The 21619-nt window shown below is 59.4% G+C and carries 19 protein-coding genes; 16 read left to right on the top strand and 3 right to left on the bottom strand.

Annotated features, from left to right (window positions below; genetic code table 11):
• Positions 1 to 11: 11 nt before the first annotated feature.
• The 8 genes from nuoG (at position 12) to nuoN (ending at position 10037) form a co-directional block, all read left to right on the top strand.
• On the top strand, positions 12 to 2735 hold the full coding sequence (gene nuoG, locus IM299_RS07765; protein ID WP_028013932.1) for an NADH-quinone oxidoreductase subunit NuoG: 2724 nt from the start codon (positions 12 to 14) through the stop codon (positions 2733 to 2735).
• The gene (gene nuoH / locus IM299_RS07760) at positions 2732 to 3709 is read left to right on the top strand and encodes an NADH-quinone oxidoreductase subunit NuoH (protein WP_008500211.1); all 978 of its coding nucleotides are present in this window, start codon (positions 2732 to 2734) and stop codon (positions 3707 to 3709) included. Before nuoG ends, nuoH begins: the two co-directional genes overlap by 4 nt.
• A 13-nt stretch (positions 3710 to 3722) precedes the next feature.
• Entirely contained in the window at positions 3723 to 4265 is a 543-nt protein-coding gene (nuoI, locus tag IM299_RS07755; RefSeq protein ID WP_003861491.1) for an NADH-quinone oxidoreductase subunit NuoI, read from the top strand.
• Between the two features lie 10 nt (positions 4266 to 4275).
• Positions 4276 to 4830: an NADH-quinone oxidoreductase subunit J gene (nuoJ, locus tag IM299_RS07750; RefSeq protein WP_008500212.1), complete on the top strand. Its 555-nt coding sequence runs from the start codon at positions 4276 to 4278 to the stop codon at positions 4828 to 4830.
• On the top strand, positions 4827 to 5129 hold the full coding sequence (nuoK, locus tag IM299_RS07745) for an NADH-quinone oxidoreductase subunit NuoK (RefSeq protein WP_003861496.1): 303 nt from the start codon (positions 4827 to 4829) through the stop codon (positions 5127 to 5129). Before nuoJ ends, nuoK begins: the two co-directional genes overlap by 4 nt.
• On the top strand, positions 5126 to 6967 hold the full coding sequence (gene nuoL, locus IM299_RS07740; RefSeq protein ID WP_028013930.1) for an NADH-quinone oxidoreductase subunit L: 1842 nt from the start codon (positions 5126 to 5128) through the stop codon (positions 6965 to 6967). The genes nuoK and nuoL overlap by 4 nt, the downstream gene beginning before the upstream one ends.
• 76 nt (positions 6968 to 7043) lie before the next feature.
• On the top strand, positions 7044 to 8573 hold the full coding sequence (gene nuoM, locus IM299_RS07735; protein WP_008500214.1) for an NADH-quinone oxidoreductase subunit M: 1530 nt from the start codon (positions 7044 to 7046) through the stop codon (positions 8571 to 8573).
• 6 nt (positions 8574 to 8579) lie between these two features.
• A complete protein-coding gene (gene nuoN, locus IM299_RS07730) occupies positions 8580 to 10037 on the top strand; it encodes an NADH-quinone oxidoreductase subunit NuoN (protein ID WP_028013929.1) in 1458 nt (485 codons plus the stop codon).
• A 91-nt stretch (positions 10038 to 10128) separates the two neighbouring features.
• Here the strand turns inward: nuoN and IM299_RS07725 are convergent, their stop codons facing one another.
• Positions 10129 to 11133 (bottom strand): chemotaxis protein, encoded by a 1005-nt coding sequence (locus tag IM299_RS07725; RefSeq protein WP_028013927.1) that lies wholly within the window; start codon positions 11131 to 11133, stop codon positions 10129 to 10131.
• A gap of 64 nt (positions 11134 to 11197) precedes the next feature.
• Entirely contained in the window at positions 11198 to 12115 is a 918-nt protein-coding gene (gene rbn, locus IM299_RS07720; RefSeq protein WP_045629891.1) for a ribonuclease BN, read from the bottom strand.
• Positions 12116 to 12186: 71 nt separating this feature from the next.
• Between rbn and IM299_RS07715 the strand changes: the two genes are divergently transcribed.
• From IM299_RS07715 to menE, 8 genes are all read left to right on the top strand, one after another.
• Entirely contained in the window at positions 12187 to 12648 is a 462-nt protein-coding gene (locus tag IM299_RS07715; RefSeq protein ID WP_045629890.1) for a GNAT family N-acetyltransferase, read from the top strand.
• Positions 12649 to 12701: 53 nt separating this feature from the next.
• Complete coding sequence (gene elaB, locus IM299_RS07710) at positions 12702 to 13007, top strand: stress response protein ElaB (protein WP_028013924.1); 306 nt, start codon at positions 12702 to 12704, stop codon at positions 13005 to 13007.
• Positions 13008 to 13092: 85 nt separating this feature from the next.
• Positions 13093 to 14388, top strand: a complete 1296-nt coding sequence (menF, locus tag IM299_RS07705) for an isochorismate synthase MenF (RefSeq protein WP_045259697.1) — start codon at positions 13093 to 13095, stop codon at positions 14386 to 14388.
• Positions 14389 to 14476: 88 nt separating this feature from the next.
• Entirely contained in the window at positions 14477 to 16147 is a 1671-nt protein-coding gene (gene menD / locus IM299_RS07700; protein ID WP_060571949.1) for a 2-succinyl-5-enolpyruvyl-6-hydroxy-3-cyclohexene-1-carboxylic-acid synthase, read from the top strand.
• Positions 16144 to 16920 (top strand): 2-succinyl-6-hydroxy-2,4-cyclohexadiene-1-carboxylate synthase, encoded by a 777-nt coding sequence (gene menH / locus IM299_RS07695; protein ID WP_193357279.1) that lies wholly within the window; start codon positions 16144 to 16146, stop codon positions 16918 to 16920. Before menD ends, menH begins: the two co-directional genes overlap by 4 nt.
• Positions 16917 to 17774, top strand: coding sequence for a 1,4-dihydroxy-2-naphthoyl-CoA synthase (gene menB, locus IM299_RS07690; protein ID WP_028013920.1), 858 nt, complete (start codon positions 16917 to 16919; stop codon positions 17772 to 17774). Before menH ends, menB begins: the two co-directional genes overlap by 4 nt.
• Positions 17774 to 18739 (top strand): o-succinylbenzoate synthase, encoded by a 966-nt coding sequence (menC, locus tag IM299_RS07685; RefSeq protein ID WP_193357278.1) that lies wholly within the window; start codon positions 17774 to 17776, stop codon positions 18737 to 18739. Before menB ends, menC begins: the two co-directional genes overlap by 1 nt.
• A complete protein-coding gene (gene menE, locus IM299_RS07680; protein WP_193357277.1) occupies positions 18736 to 20097 on the top strand; it encodes an o-succinylbenzoate--CoA ligase in 1362 nt (453 codons plus the stop codon). Before menC ends, menE begins: the two co-directional genes overlap by 4 nt.
• Here the strand turns inward: menE and IM299_RS07675 are convergent, their stop codons facing one another.
• On the bottom strand, positions 20098 to 21612 hold the full coding sequence (locus IM299_RS07675) for a tripartite tricarboxylate transporter permease (RefSeq protein WP_041908947.1): 1515 nt from the start codon (positions 21610 to 21612) through the stop codon (positions 20098 to 20100). It abuts the gene before it with no gap.
• Between the last annotated feature and the right edge of the window lie 7 nt (positions 21613 to 21619).

Below are 21619 nucleotides of genomic sequence, written 5' to 3'. Positions count from 1 at the left end.
GAAGCATGCTAATGGCTACGATTCATGTAGACGGCAAAGAATACGAAGTCAACGGGGCGGACAACCTGCTGGAAGCTTGTCTGTCTCTTGGCCTCGATATTCCGTACTTTTGCTGGCATCCGGCGCTGGGCAGCGTCGGTGCTTGCCGCCAGTGTGCGGTGAAGCAATATCAAAACGCGGAAGACACGCGTGGTCGCCTGGTGATGTCCTGTATGACGCCAGCCACCGAAGGCACTTTTATTTCGATTGATGACGAAGAAGCCAAACAGTTCCGCGAAAGCGTGGTGGAGTGGTTGATGACCAACCACCCGCACGACTGTCCGGTTTGTGAAGAGGGCGGTAACTGCCACCTTCAGGATATGACCGTGATGACCGGTCACAGCTTCCGTCGCTATCGCTTTACCAAGCGTACCCACCGTAACCAGGATCTGGGGCCGTTCATCTCTCACGAAATGAACCGCTGCATCGCCTGCTATCGCTGCGTGCGTTACTACAAAGACTATGCAGACGGTCAGGATCTGGGCGTGTATGGCGCGCACGACAACGTCTACTTCGGTCGTCCGGAAGACGGCGTGCTGGAGAGCGAATTCTCCGGTAACCTGGTAGAAATCTGCCCGACCGGCGTCTTCACGGATAAAACCCACTCCGAGCGTTACAACCGTAAATGGGACATGCAGTTTGCGCCAAGCATCTGCCAGCAGTGTTCCCTCGGCTGTAACACCAGCCCGGGTGAGCGCTACGGCGAACTGCGTCGTATCGAGAACCGCTACAACGGTACCGTTAACCACTACTTCCTGTGCGACCGCGGTCGTTTCGGCTATGGCTATGTGAACCTGAAAGACCGTCCGCGTCAGCCGGTTCAGCGCCGTGGCGACGACTTCATTACCCTGAACGCAGAACAGGCGATGCAGGGCGCGGCAGATATTCTGCGCCAGTCGAAGAAAGTGATCGGTATTGGCTCCCCGCGCGCCAGCATCGAAAGCAACTTCGCGCTGCGCGAGCTGGTTGGGGCGGAAAACTTCTATACCGGCATCGCCCAGGGCGAACAGGAACGTCTGCAGCTGGTGCTGAAAGTGCTGCGTGAAGGCGGAATCCATACCCCTGCGCTGCGCGAAATTGAATCCTATGATGCGGTTCTGGTGCTGGGTGAAGACCTGACCCAGACCGGCGCACGCGCGGCTCTGGCAGTTCGTCAGGCGGTGAAGGGGAAAGCACGTGAAATGGCAGCGGCGCAAAAAGTGGCTGACTGGCAGATTGCGGCGATCCTCAACATCGGCCAGCGCGCTAAGCACCCTCTGTTTGTAACCAACGTCGACAACACCCGTCTGGACGATATCGCGGCGTGGACCTACTGCGCGCCGGTTGAAGACCAAGCGCGCCTGGGCTTTGCCATTGCCCACGCGCTGGACAACAGCTCACCGGCCGTTGAGCTGGATCGCGACCTGCAAAACAAGGTTGACGTGATTGTTCAGGCCCTGGCCGGTGCGAAGAAACCGCTGATTATTTCCGGTACCAACGCCGGTAGCGCAGAGATCATTCAGGCCGCAGCCAACGTGGCCAAAGCTCTGAAAGGCCGCGGTGCTGACGTTGGCGTGACCATGATTGCCCGTGCGGTGAACAGCATTGGTCTGGGCATGATTGGCGGCGGCTCGCTGGAAGAAGCGTTAAGCGAACTGGAATCTGGTGCCGCTGACGCCGTGGTGGTGCTGGAAAATGACCTGCATCGTCATGCTTCTGCCGCTCGCGTTGACGCCGCGCTCTCCAAAGCGCCGCTGGTGATGGTGATTGACCATCAGCGCACCGCGATTATGGACAAAGCGCACCTGGTGCTCTCTGCGGCAAGCTTCGCAGAAAGCGACGGTACCGTTATCAACAACGAAGGCCGCGCCCAGCGTTTCTTCCAGGTTTATGACCCGGCGTACTACGACAGCAACACCGTGATGCTGGAAAGCTGGCGCTGGCTGCACTCCCTGCACAGCACCGTGCAGAGCCGTGAAGTGGACTGGACGCAGCTCGACCACGTTATCGACGCGGTGGTGGAAAAACTGCCTCAGCTGGCAGGCATTAAAGATGCCGCGCCTGAAGCAAGCTTCCGCATCCGCGGCCAGAAGCTGGCGCGTGAACCGCACCGCTACAGCGGCCGTACCGCGATGCGTGCCAACATCAGCGTGCACGAACCGCGCCAGCCGCAGGATAAAGACACCATGTTCGCCTTCTCCATGGAAGGGAACAACCAGCCGTCTGCCCCGCGTTCGCAAATTCCGTTCGCATGGGCTCCGGGCTGGAACTCCCCGCAGGCGTGGAACAAGTTCCAGGCTGAAGTGGGCGGCTCCCTGCGCCACGGCGATCCGGGCGTGCGTCTGATTGAAGCTTCCGAAACCGGTCTGGACTTCTTCACCACCGTACCGGCGAGCTTCCAGGCGCAGGACGGTAGCTGGCGTATTGCCCCGTACTACCACCTGTTCGGTAGCGACGAGCTGTCCCAGCGTTCACCGGTCTTCCAGACCCGTATGCCGCAGCCTTACATCAAGCTCAACCCGGCGGATGCCGCGAAGCTTGGCGTTAACGCGGGCGCGAACATCGCCTTTAGCTATGACGGCCAGACCATCAGCCTGCCGCTGATTATTTCTGAAAATCTGACAGCAGGGCAGGTCGGTCTGCCGATGGGTATGCCTGGCATCGCGCCGGTTCTGGCGGGTGCGCGTCTTGATAATCTGCAGGAGGCAAAAGCATGAGTTGGTTAACGCCGGATCTTATCGACATCCTGCTGAGCATTCTGAAAGCGATTGTTATCCTGCTGGTGGTGGTCACCTGCGGCGCGTTCATGAGCTTTGGTGAACGTCGTCTTCTCGGTCTGTTCCAGAACCGTTACGGACCGAACCGCGTGGGCTGGGGTGGTTCACTCCAGCTGGTCGCGGACATGATCAAGATGTTCTTTAAAGAGGACTGGATCCCGCGCTTCTCGGATCGCGTGATCTTTACTCTGGCACCGATGATCGCCTTCACCTCGCTGCTGCTGGCGTTTGCTATCGTTCCGGTCAGCCCGACCTGGGTGGTCGCTGACCTGAACATCGGCATTTTGTTCTTCCTGATGATGGCAGGCCTTGCGGTTTACGCGGTGCTGTTCGCAGGCTGGTCCAGTAACAACAAATACTCGCTGCTGGGCGCGATGCGTGCTTCCGCGCAGACCCTGAGCTACGAAGTGTTCCTGGGGCTCTCCCTGATGGGCGTGGTGGCGCAGGCCGGTTCATTCAACATGACCGACATCGTCAACAATCAGGCCGACATCTGGAACGTTATCCCGCAGTTCTTTGGGTTTATTACCTTTGCTATCGCGGGCGTGGCCGTGTGTCACCGTCACCCGTTTGACCAGCCGGAAGCCGAACAGGAACTGGCCGACGGTTACCACATTGAATATTCCGGCATGAAGTTCGGTCTGTTCTTTGTGGGCGAGTACATCGGTATCGTCACCATTTCCGCGTTGATGGTAACGCTGTTCTTTGGTGGCTGGCATGGCCCGTTCTTACCGCCGTTCATCTGGTTCGCGCTGAAAACCGCGTTCTTCATGATGATGTTCATTTTGATTCGCGCAGCGTTACCGCGTCCACGTTATGACCAGGTAATGTCCTTCGGCTGGAAAGTGTGCCTGCCGCTGACGCTCGTCAACTTGTTGGTAACGGCAGCTGTCATTCTCTGGCAGCAGCCATAAGGGGCTATAGACCATGACCTTAAAAGAATTACTGGTAGGTTTCGGTACCCAGGTACGCAGTATCTGGATGATCGGCCTGCACGCGTTTGCTAAACGCGAAACCCGGATGTACCCGGAAGAGCCGGTATATCTGCCGCCGCGCTACCGTGGCCGTATCGTGCTGACGCGCGACCCGGACGGTTCCGAGCGCTGCGTCGCCTGTAACCTGTGTGCGGTAGCGTGCCCGGTCGGCTGTATCTCTCTGCAGAAAGCCGAGACGGTAGACGGCCGCTGGTACCCTGAGTTTTTCCGCATCAACTTCTCACGCTGCATCTTCTGCGGTCTGTGTGAAGAAGCGTGCCCAACCACGGCGATTCAGCTGACTCCAGACTTCGAGCTGGGTGAGTACAAGCGTCAGGACCTGGTGTACGAGAAAGAGGATCTGCTGATTTCCGGTCCGGGCAAATACCCGGAATATAACTTCTACCGGATGGCGGGTATGGCAATCGACGGCAAAGATAAGGGCGAAGCAGAGAACGAAGCTAAGCCTATCGACGTCAAGAGCCTGTTACCGTAAGGAGAGGGCAATGGAATTCGCTTTTTATATCTGTGGCCTTATCGCCATCCTGGCTACGCTGCGAGTGATCACGCACACCAATCCGGTGCATGCGCTGCTGTACTTAATCATTTCGCTGCTGGCCATTTCCGGGGTGTTCTTTGCGCTGGGCGCGCACTTCGCCGGTGCGCTGGAAATCATCGTCTACGCGGGAGCCATCATGGTGCTGTTCGTGTTTGTGGTGATGATGCTGAACCTGGGCGGCTCTGAAATTGAGCAGGAACGTCAGTGGTTAAAACCGCAGGTGTGGATTGGCCCGGCAATTTTGTCGGCCATCATGCTGGTGGTGATCGTTTACGCCATTCTGGGCGTGAACGATCAGGGCATAGACGGCACGCCAATTGGTGCGAAAGAGGTGGGTATCACGCTCTTTGGCCCATACGTTCTGGCGGTGGAACTGGCCTCTATGCTGCTGCTGGCAGGCCTGGTTGTGGCTTTCCACGTTGGCCGCGAAGAGCGTGCTGGCGAGGTGCTGAGCAACCGCACTGACGACCGCGCGAAAAGAAAAACGGAGGAGCGCGCATGATCCCCTTAACACATGGACTGATCCTCGCTGCGATTTTATTCGTTCTGGGTCTGACCGGTCTGGTTATCCGCCGCAATCTGCTGTTTATGCTGATCGGCCTGGAAATCATGATTAACGCCTCCGCGCTGGCCTTCGTGGTCGCCGGAAGCTACTGGGGCCAGACCGATGGTCAGGTGATGTACATTCTCGCCATCAGCCTCGCGGCTGCTGAAGCGAGTATTGGCCTGGCGCTGTTGCTGCAGCTCCATCGTCGCCGCCAGAATCTGAACATCGATTCAGTAAGTGAGTTGCGTGGATGAACATGCTTGCCTTAACCATTATTTTTCCGCTGATTGGCTTCGTGCTGCTGGCGTTTTCTCGCGGCCGCTGGTCTGAGAATCTGTCCGCGACCGTTGGCATGGGCTCTGTCGGCCTGGCCGCGCTGGTCACAGCGTATGCGGGTATCGACTTCTTTAACAACGGACGCCAGCCTTTCAGCGTGCCGCTGTGGACCTGGATGTCGGTCGGTGATTTCAACATCGGTTTCAACCTGGTGCTGGACGGCCTCTCGCTGACCATGCTCTCCGTGGTCACCGGCGTCGGCTTCCTGATCCACATGTTCGCCTCCTGGTATATGCGCGGTGAAGAGGGTTACTCCCGCTTCTTCGCCTACACCAACCTGTTTATCGCCAGCATGGTGGTTCTGGTGCTGGCCGATAACCTGCTGCTGATGTATCTGGGCTGGGAAGGCGTGGGCCTGTGCTCTTACCTGCTGATCGGTTTCTACTACACCGATCCGAAGAATGGCGCAGCGGCCATGAAAGCGTTCGTCGTGACCCGCGTGGGTGACGTCTTCCTCGCGTTCGCGCTGTTCATTCTCTACAACGAACTGGGCACGCTGAACTTCCGCGAGATGGTGGAACTGGCGCCAGCACACTTCGAGGCAGGCAATAACATGCTTTGGTGGGCAACGCTGATGCTGCTGGGTGGTGCCGTGGGTAAATCCGCGCAGCTGCCGCTGCAGACATGGCTGGCCGACGCGATGGCGGGTCCAACCCCTGTCTCCGCGCTGATCCACGCCGCGACCATGGTCACCGCCGGTGTTTACCTGATTGCGCGTACTCATGGCCTGTTCCTGATGACTCCGGAAATTCTGCATCTGGTGGGTATCGTCGGTGCGGTCACGCTGGTGCTGGCAGGCTTTGCCGCGCTGGTTCAGACCGACATCAAGCGCGTTCTCGCGTACTCCACCATGAGCCAGATTGGTTACATGTTCCTGGCGCTGGGTGTTCAGGCGTGGGACGCGGCCATTTTCCACCTGATGACGCACGCGTTCTTCAAAGCGCTGCTGTTCCTCTCATCCGGTTCGGTGATTCTGGCCTGCCATCACGAGCAGAACATCTTCAAGATGGGCGGACTGCGTAAGTCCATCCCGCTGGTCTACGTCTGCTTCCTGGTGGGCGGCGCGGCGCTGGCGGCACTGCCGCTGATCACCGCGGGCTTCTTCAGTAAGGACGAAATCCTTGCGGGTGCCATGGCGAATGGTCATATCAATCTGATGGTTGCGGGTCTGGTCGGTGCGTTCATGACCTCCCTGTATACCTTCCGTATGATTTTCATCGTATTCCACGGTAAAGAACAAATTCACGCTCACGCAGGGAAGGGGATTACCCACCACCTGCCGCTGATTGTGCTGCTGGTACTGTCCACCTTCGTTGGCGCGATGATTGTGCCACCGCTGCAGGGCGTACTGCCAGACACCACCGAGCTTGAGCACGGTCGCGTTCTGACGCTTGAAATCACCTCCGGTGTGGTCGCTATCGCGGGTATCCTGATTGCGGCATGGCTGTGGCTGGGCAAACGTACGCTGGTCACTGCCGTGGCCAATAGTGCGCCGGGCCGCCTGCTGGGCACCTGGTGGTACAACGCGTGGGGCTTCGACTGGCTGTACGACATGATCTTCGTTAAGCCGTTCCTGGGCGTTGCGTGGCTGCTGAAGCGCGACCCGCTGAACAGCCTGATGAACATCCCGGCGATCCTCTCCCGCTTTGCAGGTAAAGGCCTGCTGTACAGCGAGAACGGTTACCTGCGCTGGTATGTGGCGTCCATGAGCATCGGTGCGGTTGTCGTGCTGGCGCTGCTGATGGTATTGCGTTGATCGTTAAGTGAATTTTATTCGAATTCGTTGAAAATCAGGCCCCTGCTGGGGGCCTTAAAAAGGAATGTAAATCGCCATGTTACTACCCTGGCTAATATTAATTCCCTTCATCGGCGGCTTCCTGTGCTGGCAGACCGAACGCTTTGGCGTGAAGATGCCGCGCTGGATCGCGCTGATCACCATGGGATTGACGCTCGCGCTTGGCCTGCAACTGTGGTTGCAGGGCGGTTACTCACTGACCCAGTCTGCGGGCATTCCGCAGTGGCAGTCTGAGTTCATCCTGCCGTGGATCCCGCGTTTCGGCATTACGATCCACCTGGCGATTGACGGTCTGTCGCTGCTGATGGTGGTGCTGACCGGTCTGCTCGGCGTTCTGGCGGTACTCTGCTCCTGGCGAGAAATCGAAAAATACCAGGGCTTCTTCCACCTGAACCTGATGTGGATCCTGGGCGGCGTGATCGGCGTGTTCCTTGCCATCGACATGTTCCTGTTCTTCTTCTTCTGGGAGATGATGCTGGTGCCGATGTACTTCCTGATCGCGCTGTGGGGCCACAAGGCGTCCGACGGTAAAACGCGTATCACGGCGGCAACCAAGTTCTTCATCTATACCCAGGCGAGCGGTCTGGTAATGCTGATTGCCATTCTGGCGCTGGTGTTCGTTCATCACAACGCAACCGGCACCTGGACCTTCAACTACGAAGACCTGCTGAAGACCCCGATGTCACACGGCGTTGAATACCTGCTGATGCTGGGCTTCTTCATTGCCTTCGCGGTGAAAATGCCGGTGGTTCCTCTGCACGGCTGGCTGCCAGACGCGCACTCCCAGGCACCAACGGCGGGTTCCGTTGACCTGGCGGGCATCCTGCTGAAAACGGCGGCCTACGGTCTGCTGCGTTTCGCACTGCCGCTGTTCCCGAATGCCTCCGCGGAGTTCGCACCGATTGCCATGTGGCTGGGTGTGATCGGTATCTTCTACGGTGCCTGGATGGCCTTCACGCAATACGACATCAAGCGTCTGATTGCTTATACCTCCGTTTCCCACATGGGCTTCGTGCTGATTGCTATCTACACCGGCAGCCAGCTGGCGTACCAGGGCGCGGTGATCCAGATGATTGCGCACGGTCTGTCCGCAGCCGGTCTCTTCATCCTGTGCGGCCAGCTGTACGAACGTCTGCACACCCGCGACATGCGTATGATGGGTGGCCTGTGGAGCAAAATTAAATGGCTGCCAGCGCTCTCCATGTTCTTCGCGGTGGCGACCCTGGGGATGCCGGGTACCGGTAACTTCGTCGGCGAATTCATGATTCTGTTCGGCAGCTTCAAAGTGGTACCGGTGATTACCGTGATCTCCACCTTTGGTCTGGTGTTCGCTTCCGTGTACTCGCTGGCGATGCTGCACCGCGCTTACTTCGGTAAAGCGAAGAGCGAAATTGCTGCACAAGAACTGCCGGGGATGTCGCTGCGTGAGCTGTTCATCATCCTGCTGCTGGTCGTACTGCTGGTGCTGTTGGGCTTCTTCCCGCAGCCGATTCTGGATACCTCGCACAGCGCGATGGGCAATATCCAGCAGTGGTTTGTTAATTCTGTTTCTACTACAAGGCCGTAATTCGCCATGACAATAACTCCACAACAACTGATCGCGCTGCTACCGCTGCTGATCGTCGGATTGACGGTGGTGGTTGTGATGCTCTCCATTGCGTGGCGACGCAATCACTTCCTGAATGCCACGCTGTCGGTCATCGGCCTGAACGCCGCGTTAGTCTCACTCTGGTTTGTTGGCCAGGGCGGGGCGATGGACGTCACCCCGCTGATGCGCGTTGACGGTTACGCCATGCTGTATACCGGGCTGGTGCTGCTGGCGAGCCTGGCAACCTGTACCTTTGCTTACCCGTGGCTCGAAGGCTACAACGACAACAAAGAAGAGTTTTACCTGCTGGTACTGATTGCCGCGCTGGGCGGCATTCTGCTGGCGAATGCCAACCATCTGGCCGCGCTGTTCCTCGGTATTGAGCTGATCTCTCTGCCGCTGTTCGGCCTGATTGGTTACGCCTTCCGTCAGAAGCGCTCTCTGGAAGCGAGCATCAAGTACACCATTCTGTCTGCTGCCGCGTCGTCCTTCCTGCTGTTTGGTATTGCGCTGCTGTACGCACAGTCCGGTAACCTCTCCTTCATGGCGCTCGGCAAGAGCCTCGGCGACGGCATGCTGCATGAGCCGCTGCTGCTGGCGGGTCTGGGCATGATGATCGTTGGCCTCGGCTTCAAGCTCTCTCTGGTTCCGTTCCACCTGTGGACGCCAGACGTATACCAGGGTGCGCCTGCACCGGTCTCTACCTTCCTGGCGACGGCGAGCAAAATCGCTATCTTCGGTGTGGTCATGCGTCTGTTCCTGTACGCGCCGGTGGGTGATAGTGAAGCCGTTCGCGTGGTGCTGGGCATCATCGCGTTCGTCTCCATCATCTTCGGTAACCTGATGGCGCTGAGCCAGACCAACATCAAGCGTCTGCTGGGCTATTCGTCCATCTCTCATCTGGGCTACCTGCTGGTGGCGCTGATTGCGCTGCAGAGCGGTGAGATGTCGATGGAAGCCGTAGGCGTGTATCTGGCCGGTTACCTGTTCAGCAGCCTCGGCGCCTTCGGCGTGGTGAGCCTGATGTCCAGCCCGTACCGTGGTCCGGATGCCGATTCACTGTTCTCCTACCGTGGTCTGTTCTGGCACCGTCCAATTCTGTCCGCGGTAATGACCGTGATGATGCTCTCTCTGGCGGGTATCCCGATGACGCTGGGCTTTATCGGTAAGTTCTACGTGCTGGCCGTCGGTGTGCAGGCGCACCTGTGGTGGCTGACTGCCGGTGTCGTTATCGGCTCCGCGATTGGTCTGTACTACTACCTGCGTGTGGCCGTGAGCCTGTACCTGAGCGCGCCTCAGCAGCTTAACCGTGATGCTCCAGGCAACTGGCAGTACAGCGCCGGTGGTATCGTAGTGCTTATCTCCGCGCTGCTGGTGCTGATCTTCGGTATCTATCCGCAGCCGCTGATTGATATCGTGCAGCGAGCGATGCCATTAATGTAAAAACAAAAAACCCGCCTCGGCGGGTTTTTTATGGTTTGCGCCCTCTCCCTGTGGGAGAGGGATGGGGTGAGGGCACCAGCCCGCACAGGACTTAAGCCAGCTGCTTCCGGCTAATCAACGGCCCGCCAATCTTCTTCATCGAACGATCCAGCACTTCCTCAATCACCGACGACAGCTCGTTCAGCTCAAACTTCGCCACGTACCCGTCCGCCTTCACCTTGCGAATATGATCTTCGTTGGCGTTGCCGGAAAGGGAGGAGTGGATCACTACCGGAATATCCTTCAGAACCGGGTCGGTTTTGATTTTGCGCGTCAGCGTAAATCCGTCCATCTCCGGCATTTCGAGGTCGGTCAGCACCAGCGCGATCTTATCGGTGATCGGCACGCCCTCAGCCTGCGCCTGCGCGGCCAGCACGCCAATTTTTTCCCACGCGTCTTTGCCGGTGATGTGCAGCTGCGCTGGGATCTCCATCGCCTGCAGACCTTTCTCCAGCATCGAACGCGCCACTTTGGAATCTTCCGCCACAATCGCGACTGCGCCCGGCTTGATGTTGAACTTGGTGGTTTTCAGATTGGTGGCGTGCAGATCGTGGTTGGCTGGGGTGATGTCATACAGGATCTGCTCAACGTCCAGCACCATCGCCAGATCGTTGGTATCCGTTTTCTCATCCAGGCAGGCAATGCTGGTGATATAGCGGCCGCTGACGGCCGTTTCCGCCGCGTGCACCTGCTTCCAGTCCAGACGCATGATGTTTTCAACCGACTCCACGGCAAAGGCCTGCACGCTGCGGGCATATTCGGTGATAAGCAGGATGTTCAGCCCGGTGGTAGGCTTACAGCCCGCCACGGCGGCCAGATCGATCACCGGGATCACCTGATCGCGAATATTCACCATCCCCATCAGCGGTGATTTCATCCCGGCGGGTTTTGTGAATTCCGGCATCGGCACAATTTCACGCAGCTTAAAGACGTTAATGCCAAACAGCTCGGATTTATTTTCGTTCAGAGAGGTGCCAAGACGGAACAGCAACAGTTCAAAACGGTTCGACAGGGTGAGATTCGCCCTGTCATCAATATCTTTCTGGAAATTATCCATTCTACCCTCGAGAGAAATGCTGACCTTTTAATCGTTATCGGCATCCTGAGAGAAAAATGAAGGGCTAAACGCTGACCTTAGCGAAATCTTCGGCCAGCTCGCACGCCGGGAACACCGCCAGGCACTCTGCCAGCAGGCTTGCACACCCCCGCGCGTCGTAGCGGGAACTGACGTGAGTGACGATCAGCCTTCCGACGCCTGCGTCGCGGGCAAGCTGCGCCGCCTGACGCGTTGAGCTATGGCCGCGGCCGTTGGCTTTCTCTTCCATCGCCGTTTCCAGCGTGGCTTCGTGCACCATCACGTCAACGCCCTGGGCAAGCTGAAGCGCCGCCGGGCACGGGGCCGTGTCGCCAAAGATAGCCAGCTTCTTGCCCGGCTCGGGCGCGGCGAGATAATCCTGACCGTTGATGACGCGACCGTCCTCCAGCGTGACGGTCTCGCCGTGCTTCAGGCGCTGGAACAACGGTCCGGGTTTTACGCCAGCGGCCATCAGCGCGGCGGCGTCCAGCGCGCCGGGCTTGTCATGCGCTTCAATGCGATAGCCATAGCACTCAACGGGATGATTTAGCGGCTGAGCACTCACCTTATAATCACCGTCATCGAAAACCAGGCCTTCGCTAATCTCAACGATCTCCAGCGGATAATCCGTCCATGATCCGCTCAGGCGCAGCGCGGTTTCAACAAATTCACGCACACCCGCAGGCCCGTAAATCGTCAGCGGATTGGCGTTGCCGGCCATGGAGCGGCTGCACAGCAGGCCCGGCAGGCCAAACAGATGGTCGCCGTGCAGGTGAGTAATAAAAATTTTATCCAGCTTGCCGGGGTGATACGCGGTGTGCAGCAGCTGATGCTGCGTCCCTTCACCGCAGTCAAACAGCCACAGCCCGCCGCGGGTGGGATGCTTAAGATCCAGCAGAATTGCCGTCACGTTTCGTGAGCGGGTTGGCACGCCAGCGGACGTACCCAGAAAAATCAGTTCCATAACGCAATCAGCCCTTTGCCGAACGGGGAGGGGTTTAGTATAACGTGATGAACCCCAGGAAGGAGAAAGAGATGATCCAGTGGCAAGATTTACATCATAGTGAGCTCACCGTTCATTCGCTCTACGCGCTGCTTAAACTGCGCTGCGAAGTGTTTGTGGTTGAACAGACGTGCCCGTATCAGGATATCGACGGCGATGACCTCGTTGGCGAAAACCGCCATATCCTCGGCTGGAAGGATAACGAGCTGGTGGCGTATGCGAGGATTCTGAAAAGCGAGGACGATGTCGAGCCCGTGGTGATAGGCCGCGTCATTATCAGCGGTAACGCTCGGGGTGAAAAACTGGGCTATCAACTGATGGAAAAAACGCTGGAGTCATGCCAGAAACAGTGGCCGGACAAGGCGTTATACCTGGGCGCGCAGGCGCACCTGCAATCCTTCTACGGTCATTTCGGTTTTATGCCGGTCACCGACATCTACGACGAAGACGGTATTCCGCACATCGGCATGGCGCGGGAAGCGAAACAGGCGTAATGGCGCGTCGTTGTCTATAGTTAGCGGACTGGTGTACTAACATGGAGAAAAATATGTCATTTCAATCCTGGGATACCCGTATCGACGACGACCTGACCTTACTGAGCGAAACGCTGGAAGAGGTGTTACGTTCCTCGGGCGACCCTGCCGATCAGAAATATATCGAGCTGAAAGCTCGTGCCGAGCAGGCGCTCCACGACGTTAAAAACCGCGTCAGCCATGCGTCTGATACATACTACTACCGCGCCAAAAAAGCGGTTTATCGTGCCGATGATTACGTCCATGAAAAACCGTGGCAGGGCATTGGGGTGGGCGCAGCCGTAGGGCTGGTGCTGGGTCTGCTGCTGGCCCGTCGTTAAGCCGTTTAACCACTCCCTATACGTGGGTACTGATATTTCTTATGGTACCCCGTATAATATGAGGTTTTAACAGGGAGAGGTTCGCGTGAATTCGATTTTCCTCGCGCTGGAACAATTGCGTAGCCATCTTTCGCAAGCGTTACCTGCCACATCCGGCCTGCGTCATTTCGACGTCTCTTTCCCGTTAAACGATGCCTTCGATCCCCTTGCCTGGCTGGGCGAGCAGCAGTGCTATCCCCAGTTTTACTGGCAACAGCGTAACGGCGATGAAGAGCTGGCCGCGCTGGGAGCGGTGGTCCAATTCTCCTCTCTGGCGTTAGCCTCGCAGTTTTTAAGTGCGCAACACGCCCCTGAAGATACCCGAATCTGCGGCCTGAACGCGTTTAACCCGGAGCAGGGCAGCCTCTTTTTACCGCGTCTGCTGTGGCGACGTACCGCTGGCAACGCCACGTTGCGTCTGCAGCTGTGGAGCGACAGCTCGCTTGAGGACGATGCCGACACCGCGCGGGCGTTCTTACAGCAACTGCTTCCCGCCAGACCGATCCGTCCGCTCTCCGTGCAGGTTGAGCGCGAAACCCATCACCCGGAAAAACCGCAATGGCTTAGCCTTATCGGCAAAGCGACAGAGACAATTGCACGCGGTGATTTCGAAAAGGTCGTTCTCGCCCGAGCCACCGACCTGCAGTGTAAACAGCGCGTTAACCCCGTCGCGCTGATGGCCGCCAGCCGCGCCCTGAATTTAAACTGCTATCATTTCTGCATGATATTCGACGCCAGCAACGCGTTTCTCGGCTCCACGCCCGAGCGTCTCTGGCGGCGGCGCGGCAAGCTGCTGCGCACCGAAGCGCTGGCGGGCACCGTCGCCAGCCATACTGACGATAAACAGGCGCAGCGTCTGGGCGAGTGGCTGCTGAATGACGATAAAAACCAGCGCGAAAATATGCTGGTGGTGGAAGATATTTGCCAGCGTCTTCAACACCATACGCAGACGCTGGAGGTGTTGCCGGCTCAGGTCGTCCGCCTGCGCAAAGTGCAGCACTTACGCCGCTGTATCTGGACCGAGCTCAAGCAGGCCGACGATGAGCTGTGCCTGCACGTGCTACAGCCGACGGCGGCGGTTGCCGGGCTTCCGCGACAGCCAGCGCGCGAGTTTATTCAGCACGTTGAACCCTTTAACCGCGAGTGGTACGCCGGTTCGGCCGGGTATTTATCCCCCGAACAAAGCGAATTCTGCGTGGCGCTGCGCTCGGCGCGCGTACAGGAAGACGCTCTGCGGCTTTACGCCGGAGCGGGCATTGTCAGCGGCTCTGACCCGGAGCAGGAGTGGCAGGAGATCGAAAACAAAGCCGCCGGATTGCGCTCTCTGCTCCTAAGGGATTAATACTGATTCGCGCAATCCCGATTCATATCAAAATTCCAATTTTTTCTATTATTTATACTGTGTCGCATTCTTGATACCGGACAATCTCATGTCAGTAAGTTCTTTTAACCGACGCTGGGCGGCGGTGATCCTTGAAGCCCTGACGCGCCATGGCGTCAGGCACGTGTGTATTGCACCGGGTTCTCGCTCAACGCCGCTGACGCTGGCGGCGGCTGAAAACCGGGCGTTTGTTCACCACACCCACTTTGACGAGCGAGGCCTGGGGCATCTCGCGCTCGGGCTGGCGAAGGTCAGCAAAGAACCCGTGGCGGTGATTGTCACTTCCGGTACCGCCGTGGCGAACCTCTATCCGGCCCTGATTGAGGCCGGGTTAACCGGTGAAAAACTGATCCTGCTGACGGCCGACCGTCCGCCTGAGCTAATCGACTGCGGCGCCAATCAGGCTATTCGCCAGCCCGGACTTTTTTCTACGCACCCTTCGCAGACGGTTTCGTTACCGCGTCCCACCCAGGATATTCCTGCAAGCTGGCTGGTCTCGACCGTCGATCACGCCATGGCGACATTGCGCAGCGGGGCGCTGCATATCAACTGCCCGTTTGCCGAGCCGCTGTACGGCGAGCTGGACGATACCGGCCTTGACTGGCAGCGGTCGCTCGGCGAATGGTGGCAGAGCGAAAAGCCGTGGCTGCGCGAGCAGACGCATCTTGAGAGCGCGAAACAGCGCGACTGGTTCTTCTGGCGGCAGAAGCGAGGCGTGGTCATCGCCGGGCGCATGAGCGCCGCCGAAGGCAGGCTGGTCGCCGAATGGGCGCAAACACTCGGCTGGCCGCTGATTGGCGACGTGCTTTCCCAGACTGGCCAGCCGCTGCCGTGCGCCGATCTCTGGCTGGGTAACGCGAAAGCGGTTACTGAGCTTTCGCAGGCGCAGATTGTGGTCCAGATCGGCGCAAGCCTGACCGGAAAACGTCTGCTGCAGTGGCAGGCGACCTGCACGCCGGAAGAGTACTGGGTGGTGGACGCACTGGAAGGGCGGCTCGACCCGGCGCACCATCGCGGCCGTCGTCTGGTGAGCAAAATTGATAGCTGGCTGGAACTGCACCCGGCGGAAAAACGTCAGCCCTGGGCGGTGGCGATCCCTGAGCTGTCGCGTCAGGCGTGGGAAATCACCAAAGCGCGCTGTGAGACATTCAGCGAGGCCGGGCTGGCGCACCGTATTCGCCAATACCTGCCGGAACAGGGGCAGCTGTTTGTCGGCAACAGCCTGGTCGTGCGGCTGATCGATGCCTTTTCGCAGCTGCCGGCGGGCTACCCGGTGTACAGCAACCGCGGTGCCAGCGGCATCGACGGGCTGATCTCGACGGCGGCGGGGGTGCAGCGCGCCAGCGCGAAATCGACGCTGGCGATCGTGGGCGATCTCTCCGCGCTCTACGATCTCAACGCGCTGGCGCTACTGCGTCAGGCGTCCGCGCCGTTTGTGCTGATTGTGGTCAACAACAACGGTGGGCAGATTTTCTCCCTGTTGCCAACGCCCCAGAGCGAGCGCGAGCGCTTCTACCTGATGCCGCAGAACGTGCAGTTTGAACACGCCGCGGCGATGTTCAGCCTGAAATACCATCGCCCGGAAAGCTGGGAACAGCTGGAAGCGGCGTTAAGCACCGCCTGGAAGCAGCCGGGCGCGACGCTGATTGAGCTGGTGGTGAACGAGGCCGATGGCGCGCAGACCCTGCAAAGCCTGCTGGCGCAGGTGAGCCAGCTGTGATCCTCTCGGGCGTGCAGCAGGCCGGAAAACCGGGCTATCCCTGGCTGGTCTTTTTGCACGGTTTTTCCGGCGACTGCCGTGAGTGGCAGGCTGTCGGGAAGCAACTCGGCGAGTATTCCCGGCTCTATCTTGACCTGCCGGGCCACGGTGAGTCCGGGAATATTGCCGTGACGGGGTTCGACGAGATGAGCACGTTGCTTACCCGAACCCTGCTTAGTTACAACATACTGAACTTTTGGCTGGTGGGGTACTCCCTCGGCGGCCGCATTGCGATGTTTTATGCCTGCCAGCAGCCGAAGGGGCTGCTGGGGGTGATCGTTGAAGGTGGACATCCGGGCCTGCAGGATGAGGATGAGCGTCACGCGCGGTGGACATCCGACCGCCGCTGGGCGACGCGTTTTCGCACCGAACCGCTGGAAAAGGTATTTACCGACTGGTATCAACAGCCGGTATTTGCTTCCCTCACTGACCACCAGCGCAAGGCGCTTATCGCCCTGCGCAGCCAGAACAACGGCGCGACGCTGGCGAAGATGCTCGAAGCAACGTCGCTGGCCGTGCAGCCCGATTTGCGTGCCGCGATTAGCGTATGCAATTTCCCTTTTGACTATCTCTACGGTGAACGTGACCAGAAGTTCGCGGCCCTGGCCGCTGAACTGGACGCCGTTCGCCATGCGATTCCAAACGCCGGACACAACGCCCACCGGGAAAACCCCGACGCGGTTGCCGCGAGTCTGGCTCAGATACTGCGTCTTCGAATAAAGGACACTCTATGATCTATCCTGATGAACATATGCTTTATGCGCCGGTTGAATGGCAGGACTGCTCCGAAGGCTACACCGACATTCGTTACCACAAATCCGCCGACGGCATTGCCAAAATAACCATCAACCGTCCGCAGGTGCGTAACGCCTTCCGTCCGCTGACCGTCAAAGAGATGATTCAGGCCCTGGCGGATGCGCGCTACGACGACAGTATCGGCGTGATCGTGCTGACCGGTGAAGGCGAGAAGGCCTTCTGCTCCGGTGGCGATCAGAAGGTGCGCGGCGACTACGGCGGATACCAGGACGATGCGGGTACGCACCACCTGAACGTCCTCGATTTCCAGCGCCAGATCCGCACCTGCCCGAAACCGGTGGTGGCGATGGTGGCGGGCTATTCCATCGGCGGCGGCCACGTGCTGCACATGATGTGCGACCTGACCATCGCTGCGGAAAATGCCATCTTCGGCCAGACCGGCCCGAAAGTGGGCTCCTTCGACGGCGGCTGGGGTGCCTCTTACATGGCGCGCATCGTCGGGCAGAAAAAAGCCCGCGAAATCTGGTTCCTGTGCCGCCAGTACAACGCACAGGAAGCGCTGGATATGGGCCTGGTGAATACCGTGGTGCCGCTTGCCGATCTCGAAAAAGAGACCGTGCGCTGGTGCCGAGAGATGCTGCAAAACAGCCCGATGGCGCTGCGTTGCCTGAAAGCGGCACTTAATGCCGACTGTGACGGTCAGGCGGGTCTGCAGGAGTTGGCGGGTAACGCCACCATGCTGTTCTACATGACCGAAGAGGGTCAGGAAGGACGCAACGCGTTTAACGAAAAACGCCAGCCAGACTTCAGCAAATACAAACGGAATCCGTAATGCGTCGCGCGCAGGTTTACCGCTGGCAGATACCGATGGACGCGGGCGTGGTGCTGCGTGAACGGCGTTTAAAAACCCGTGACGGCTTCTTCGTGCATTTGCAGCAGGGCGAGCGGGAAGGCTGGGGCGAGATTTCGCCTCTGCCGGGCTTTAGCCTGGAGTCGCTGGATGAGGCGCAGTCTGCATTGCTGACGTGGGTAAAGGCGTGGCGTGAGGGCGCAAACCCGGCATTACCGGACACGCGTTCCGCCGCCTTTGGCATCAGCTGCGCGCTGGCGGAGCTGGACGGTAGCCTGCCGGAAGAGGCTAACTATCGCGCGGCACCGCTCTGCACGGGCGACCCGGACGAGCTGTTCGCGCTGCTCGCCGCCATGCCGGGCGAGAAAGTGGCGAAAATCAAAGTCGGTCTCTACGAAGCGGTGCGTGACGGCATGGTCGCCAACCTGCTGCTGGAAGCAATCCCCGATCTGCACCTGCGTCTGGATGCCAACCGCGCGTGGAAGCCGCTTAAGGCGCAGCAGTTCGCGAAGTACGTCAACCCGGCGTACCGCAGCCGCATTGCCTTCCTCGAAGAACCGTGCAAAACCCGCGATGATTCGCGCGCCTTTGCCCGCGAAACGGGGATCGCCATCGCCTGGGATGAAAGTCTGCGCGAGGACGATTTTGAATTTGTCGCCGAGCCCGGCGTCAGCGCGGTGGTGATTAAGCCGACGCTAACCGGCAGCCTGGCGAAGGTGCGCGAGCAGGTCTCGGCGGCGCACGCGCTGGGGCTGACGGCGGTGATCAGCTCGTCGATAGAGTCCAGCCTGGGGCTGACCCAGCTGGCGCGCATTGCCGCCTGGTTAACGCCGGACACGGTTCCCGGCCTCGACACGCTGAACCTGATGCAGGCTCAGCTTCTCCGCGAGTGGCCTGCCAGCACGCTGCCGTGCCTCGACGCAGAGGCGCTGGAGCCGTTGCTATGAGTTTTACCGACTGGCCCTGGCGTCATTGGCGCGCGCTTTTTGCCGATAAACCGGCCCTGAGGCTGAATGATGAAGCGCTCACCTGGCAGCAGTTGTGCGCGCGCGTCGACCACCTTGCGGCAGGGTTTCACCAGCAGGGCGTGGCGGAGGGCGATGGCGTACTGCTGCTGGCCTATAACCACCCGCAAACGCTGCTGGCGTGGCTGGCGCTGCTTCAGTGCGGGGCACGTATTCTTCCCGTTAATCCGCAGCTGCCGCGCCCGCTGCTCGACGTGCTGATCCCGCAGATGACGCTGCGCTTTGCGCTGGTGCTGGACGGCAGCTACGACGGCCTTCATGGCCTGAGCATGTGCGAGCCAGCGGATGCGTACTGCGCTGCGTGGCAGCCGGCGCGGCTGGCCACCATGACGCTCACCTCCGGCTCCACCGGGCTGCCGAAGGCGGCGGTGCATACCTGCGCCGCCCATCTTGCCAGCGCCCGCGGCGTGCTGTCGCTGATGCCCTACGGGGATAACGACGACTGGCTGCTTTCGCTGCCGCTGTTTCACGTTTCCGGCCAGGGGATTTTATGGCGCTGGCTGCAGGCCGGTGCGCGCTTAACCGTGCGCGAGAAGCAGCCGCTGGAGCAGGCGCTACGCGGCTGCACCCACGCCTCGCTGGTGCCGACCCAGCTCTGGCGTCTCCTCAATAGCGAAAGCCACATCGCACTGAAAGCGGTGCTGCTCGGCGGGGCGGCCATTCCCGTAACGCTGACGCAAAAGGCCCGGGAACAGGGCGTTCGGACGTACTGCGGCTACGGCCTCACCGAGTTTGCCTCTACCGTCTGCGCAAAAGAGGCTGACGGCGATCCGGACGTGGGCCGTGCGCTGCCGGGCAGAGAGGTGCAGGTCGTTAACGGTGAAGTCTGGATCAAAGCGCAGAGCATGGCTTCCGGCTACTGGCGGGACGGCGCCCTGATACCGCTGACCAACGCGCAGGGCTGGTTTGCCACTCGCGATCGCGGGGAATGGCATGGCGACCGTCTGACGATTTTAGGCCGCATGGACAATCTCTTTTTCAGCGGTGGAGAGGGGATCCAGCCGGAATCGCTGGAGCGCGTTATCGCCGCGCACCCGCAGATTAACCAGGTGTTTATCGTCCCGCTGGATGACGCCGAGTTTGGACAGCGTCCGGTGGCGGTGGTGGAGTGCGAGCCGGGAACGGATATCACCCGTTTCCCGACCTGGGTACAGGGCAGGCTGGCGCGCTTTGAGCAGCCCGTTCACTGGCTGGTGCTGCCGGCTGAGCTAAAAAATGGCGGGATTAAGATCTCCCGCCAGGCGTTAAAGCAGTGGGTCAATGCCCAGCTTTCCGTATAGTTAGCCGATATCCGGCTCCGGTTTGCGCTGGCGACGACGCAGCAGGCGCAACACCGGCGGCACCACAATCACCATGACCGCGAGCGCTAACAGAACCTTCGCGACGCTGCTGTCCCACAGTATCGACACATTACCGTTGCTGATGGACAGGGCGCGGCGCAGGTTCTGCTCCAGCATCTCACCCAGCACAAAGCCCAAAATCAGCGGAGACATTGGGAAGTGCATTTTTCGCAAGATGTAGCCGAACACGCCGAGGACCACCATCAGCACCAGGTCAAACGTGGTGCTGTGCACCGCGTAAACCCCCACCGCAGAGACGGCGGCAATGGCGGGCACCAGGAACCACAGCGGAATCGTCAGCATGCGGGTGAACAGCCCAATCAGCGGGATATTCATCACCAGCAGCATCACGTTGGCGATCAGCAGCGCGGCAATCAGCCCCCAGACAATATCAGGCTGCTCGGTAAACATCGCCGGGCCGGGCGTAATGTTATAGAGCGTCAGCGCGCCCATCATCACCGCCGTGGTGCCGGATCCCGGCACGCCCAGGGTCAGCATCGGGATAAACGAGCCGCAGGCCGAGGCGTTATTGGCCGCCTCAGGCGCGGCGACGCCGCGAATATCGCCTTTACCAAAGCTGTCGCTATTGCCGCTGAGCTTCTTCTCGGTCATGTAGGTGATGGCGCTGGCGATAGTGGCCCCGGCGCCCGGCAGGATGCCGACGAAGAAGCCAATCACCGACGAGCGCAGCGTGGCGCCGATGCACTGCGCGCCCTCTTTAGCGCTAAAGAGCATCCGGCCGGTTTTGCGCACCAGCGTCTGCCCGCTGCTGGTATGCTCCAGCATCAGTAAGATCTCAGAGACAGAGAACAGGCCGATCACGACGACAATGAACTGCACGCCATCGGACAGGTGAACGCTGTCGAAGGTAAAGCGATAGACCCCGGTGTTGGCATCCACGCCGACGGTGGCTAACCCTAAGCCAATCAGCGCGGATAAAAACGACTTCAGCGGATTTTGCGCCATCATGCTGCCGAGGCAGGCAATGGCGAACACCATCAGGGCAAAATATTCTGCCGGACCAAACGCCAGCGACCACTGGGCCAGCGCAGGAGCGAACAGAATGATGCCGCCAATGGCAATCAGTGAGCCAAAGAATGAACTGACCGCAGAGATGGAGAGCGCCACGCCGCCGCGTCCCTGCCGCGCCATTGGGTAGCCGTCCAGCGCGGTCATGATCGCCGCCGCATCCCCCGGCACGTTAAGCAGGATCGACGAAATGCGTCCGCCATATTCACAGCCAATGTAGACCGTTGCCAGCAGGATCAGTGCCGATTCCGCAGGCAGATGCAGGGCAAACGCCAGCGGGAGTAAAATCGCCACGCCGTTGATCGGCCCAAGGCCCGGCAGCAGGCCGACAATCGTGCCCACGAAACAGCCGATCAGGGCGATCACCAGGTTTTCCGGGGTCATCGCCACGGCGAACCCCTGCGAGAGGTAAATCCAGGTATCCATAGCGTGC

Source organism: Enterobacter cloacae complex sp. P47BA (genome assembly GCF_014930485.1).
Lineage (GTDB): Bacteria > Pseudomonadota > Gammaproteobacteria > Enterobacterales > Enterobacteriaceae > Enterobacter > Enterobacter bugandensis.
This window is presented reverse-complemented; position numbering and strand designations above follow the sequence as displayed.

Coding starts and splice junctions, on each gene's coding strand:
- nuoH (WP_008500211.1), top strand. CDS start 2,732: ATGAGTTGGTTAACGCCGGATCTTATCGACATCCTGCTGAGCATTCTG.
- nuoI (WP_003861491.1), top strand. CDS start 3,723: ATGACCTTAAAAGAATTACTGGTAGGTTTCGGTACCCAGGTACGCAGT.
- nuoG (WP_028013932.1), top strand. CDS start 12: ATGGCTACGATTCATGTAGACGGCAAAGAATACGAAGTCAACGGGGCG.
- menB (WP_028013920.1), top strand. CDS start 16,917: ATGATCTATCCTGATGAACATATGCTTTATGCGCCGGTTGAATGGCAG.
- IM299_RS07675 (WP_041908947.1), bottom strand. CDS start 21,612: ATGGATACCTGGATTTACCTCTCGCAGGGGTTCGCCGTGGCGATGACC.
- nuoN (WP_028013929.1), top strand. CDS start 8,580: ATGACAATAACTCCACAACAACTGATCGCGCTGCTACCGCTGCTGATC.
- IM299_RS07715 (WP_045629890.1), top strand. CDS start 12,187: ATGATCCAGTGGCAAGATTTACATCATAGTGAGCTCACCGTTCATTCG.
- menC (WP_193357278.1), top strand. CDS start 17,774: ATGCGTCGCGCGCAGGTTTACCGCTGGCAGATACCGATGGACGCGGGC.
- nuoM (WP_008500214.1), top strand. CDS start 7,044: ATGTTACTACCCTGGCTAATATTAATTCCCTTCATCGGCGGCTTCCTG.
- menD (WP_060571949.1), top strand. CDS start 14,477: ATGTCAGTAAGTTCTTTTAACCGACGCTGGGCGGCGGTGATCCTTGAA.
- menE (WP_193357277.1), top strand. CDS start 18,736: ATGAGTTTTACCGACTGGCCCTGGCGTCATTGGCGCGCGCTTTTTGCC.
- nuoK (WP_003861496.1), top strand. CDS start 4,827: ATGATCCCCTTAACACATGGACTGATCCTCGCTGCGATTTTATTCGTT.
- elaB (WP_028013924.1), top strand. CDS start 12,702: ATGTCATTTCAATCCTGGGATACCCGTATCGACGACGACCTGACCTTA.
- IM299_RS07725 (WP_028013927.1), bottom strand. CDS start 11,133: ATGGATAATTTCCAGAAAGATATTGATGACAGGGCGAATCTCACCCTG.
- nuoL (WP_028013930.1), top strand. CDS start 5,126: ATGAACATGCTTGCCTTAACCATTATTTTTCCGCTGATTGGCTTCGTG.
- nuoJ (WP_008500212.1), top strand. CDS start 4,276: ATGGAATTCGCTTTTTATATCTGTGGCCTTATCGCCATCCTGGCTACG.
- rbn (WP_045629891.1), bottom strand. CDS start 12,115: ATGGAACTGATTTTTCTGGGTACGTCCGCTGGCGTGCCAACCCGCTCA.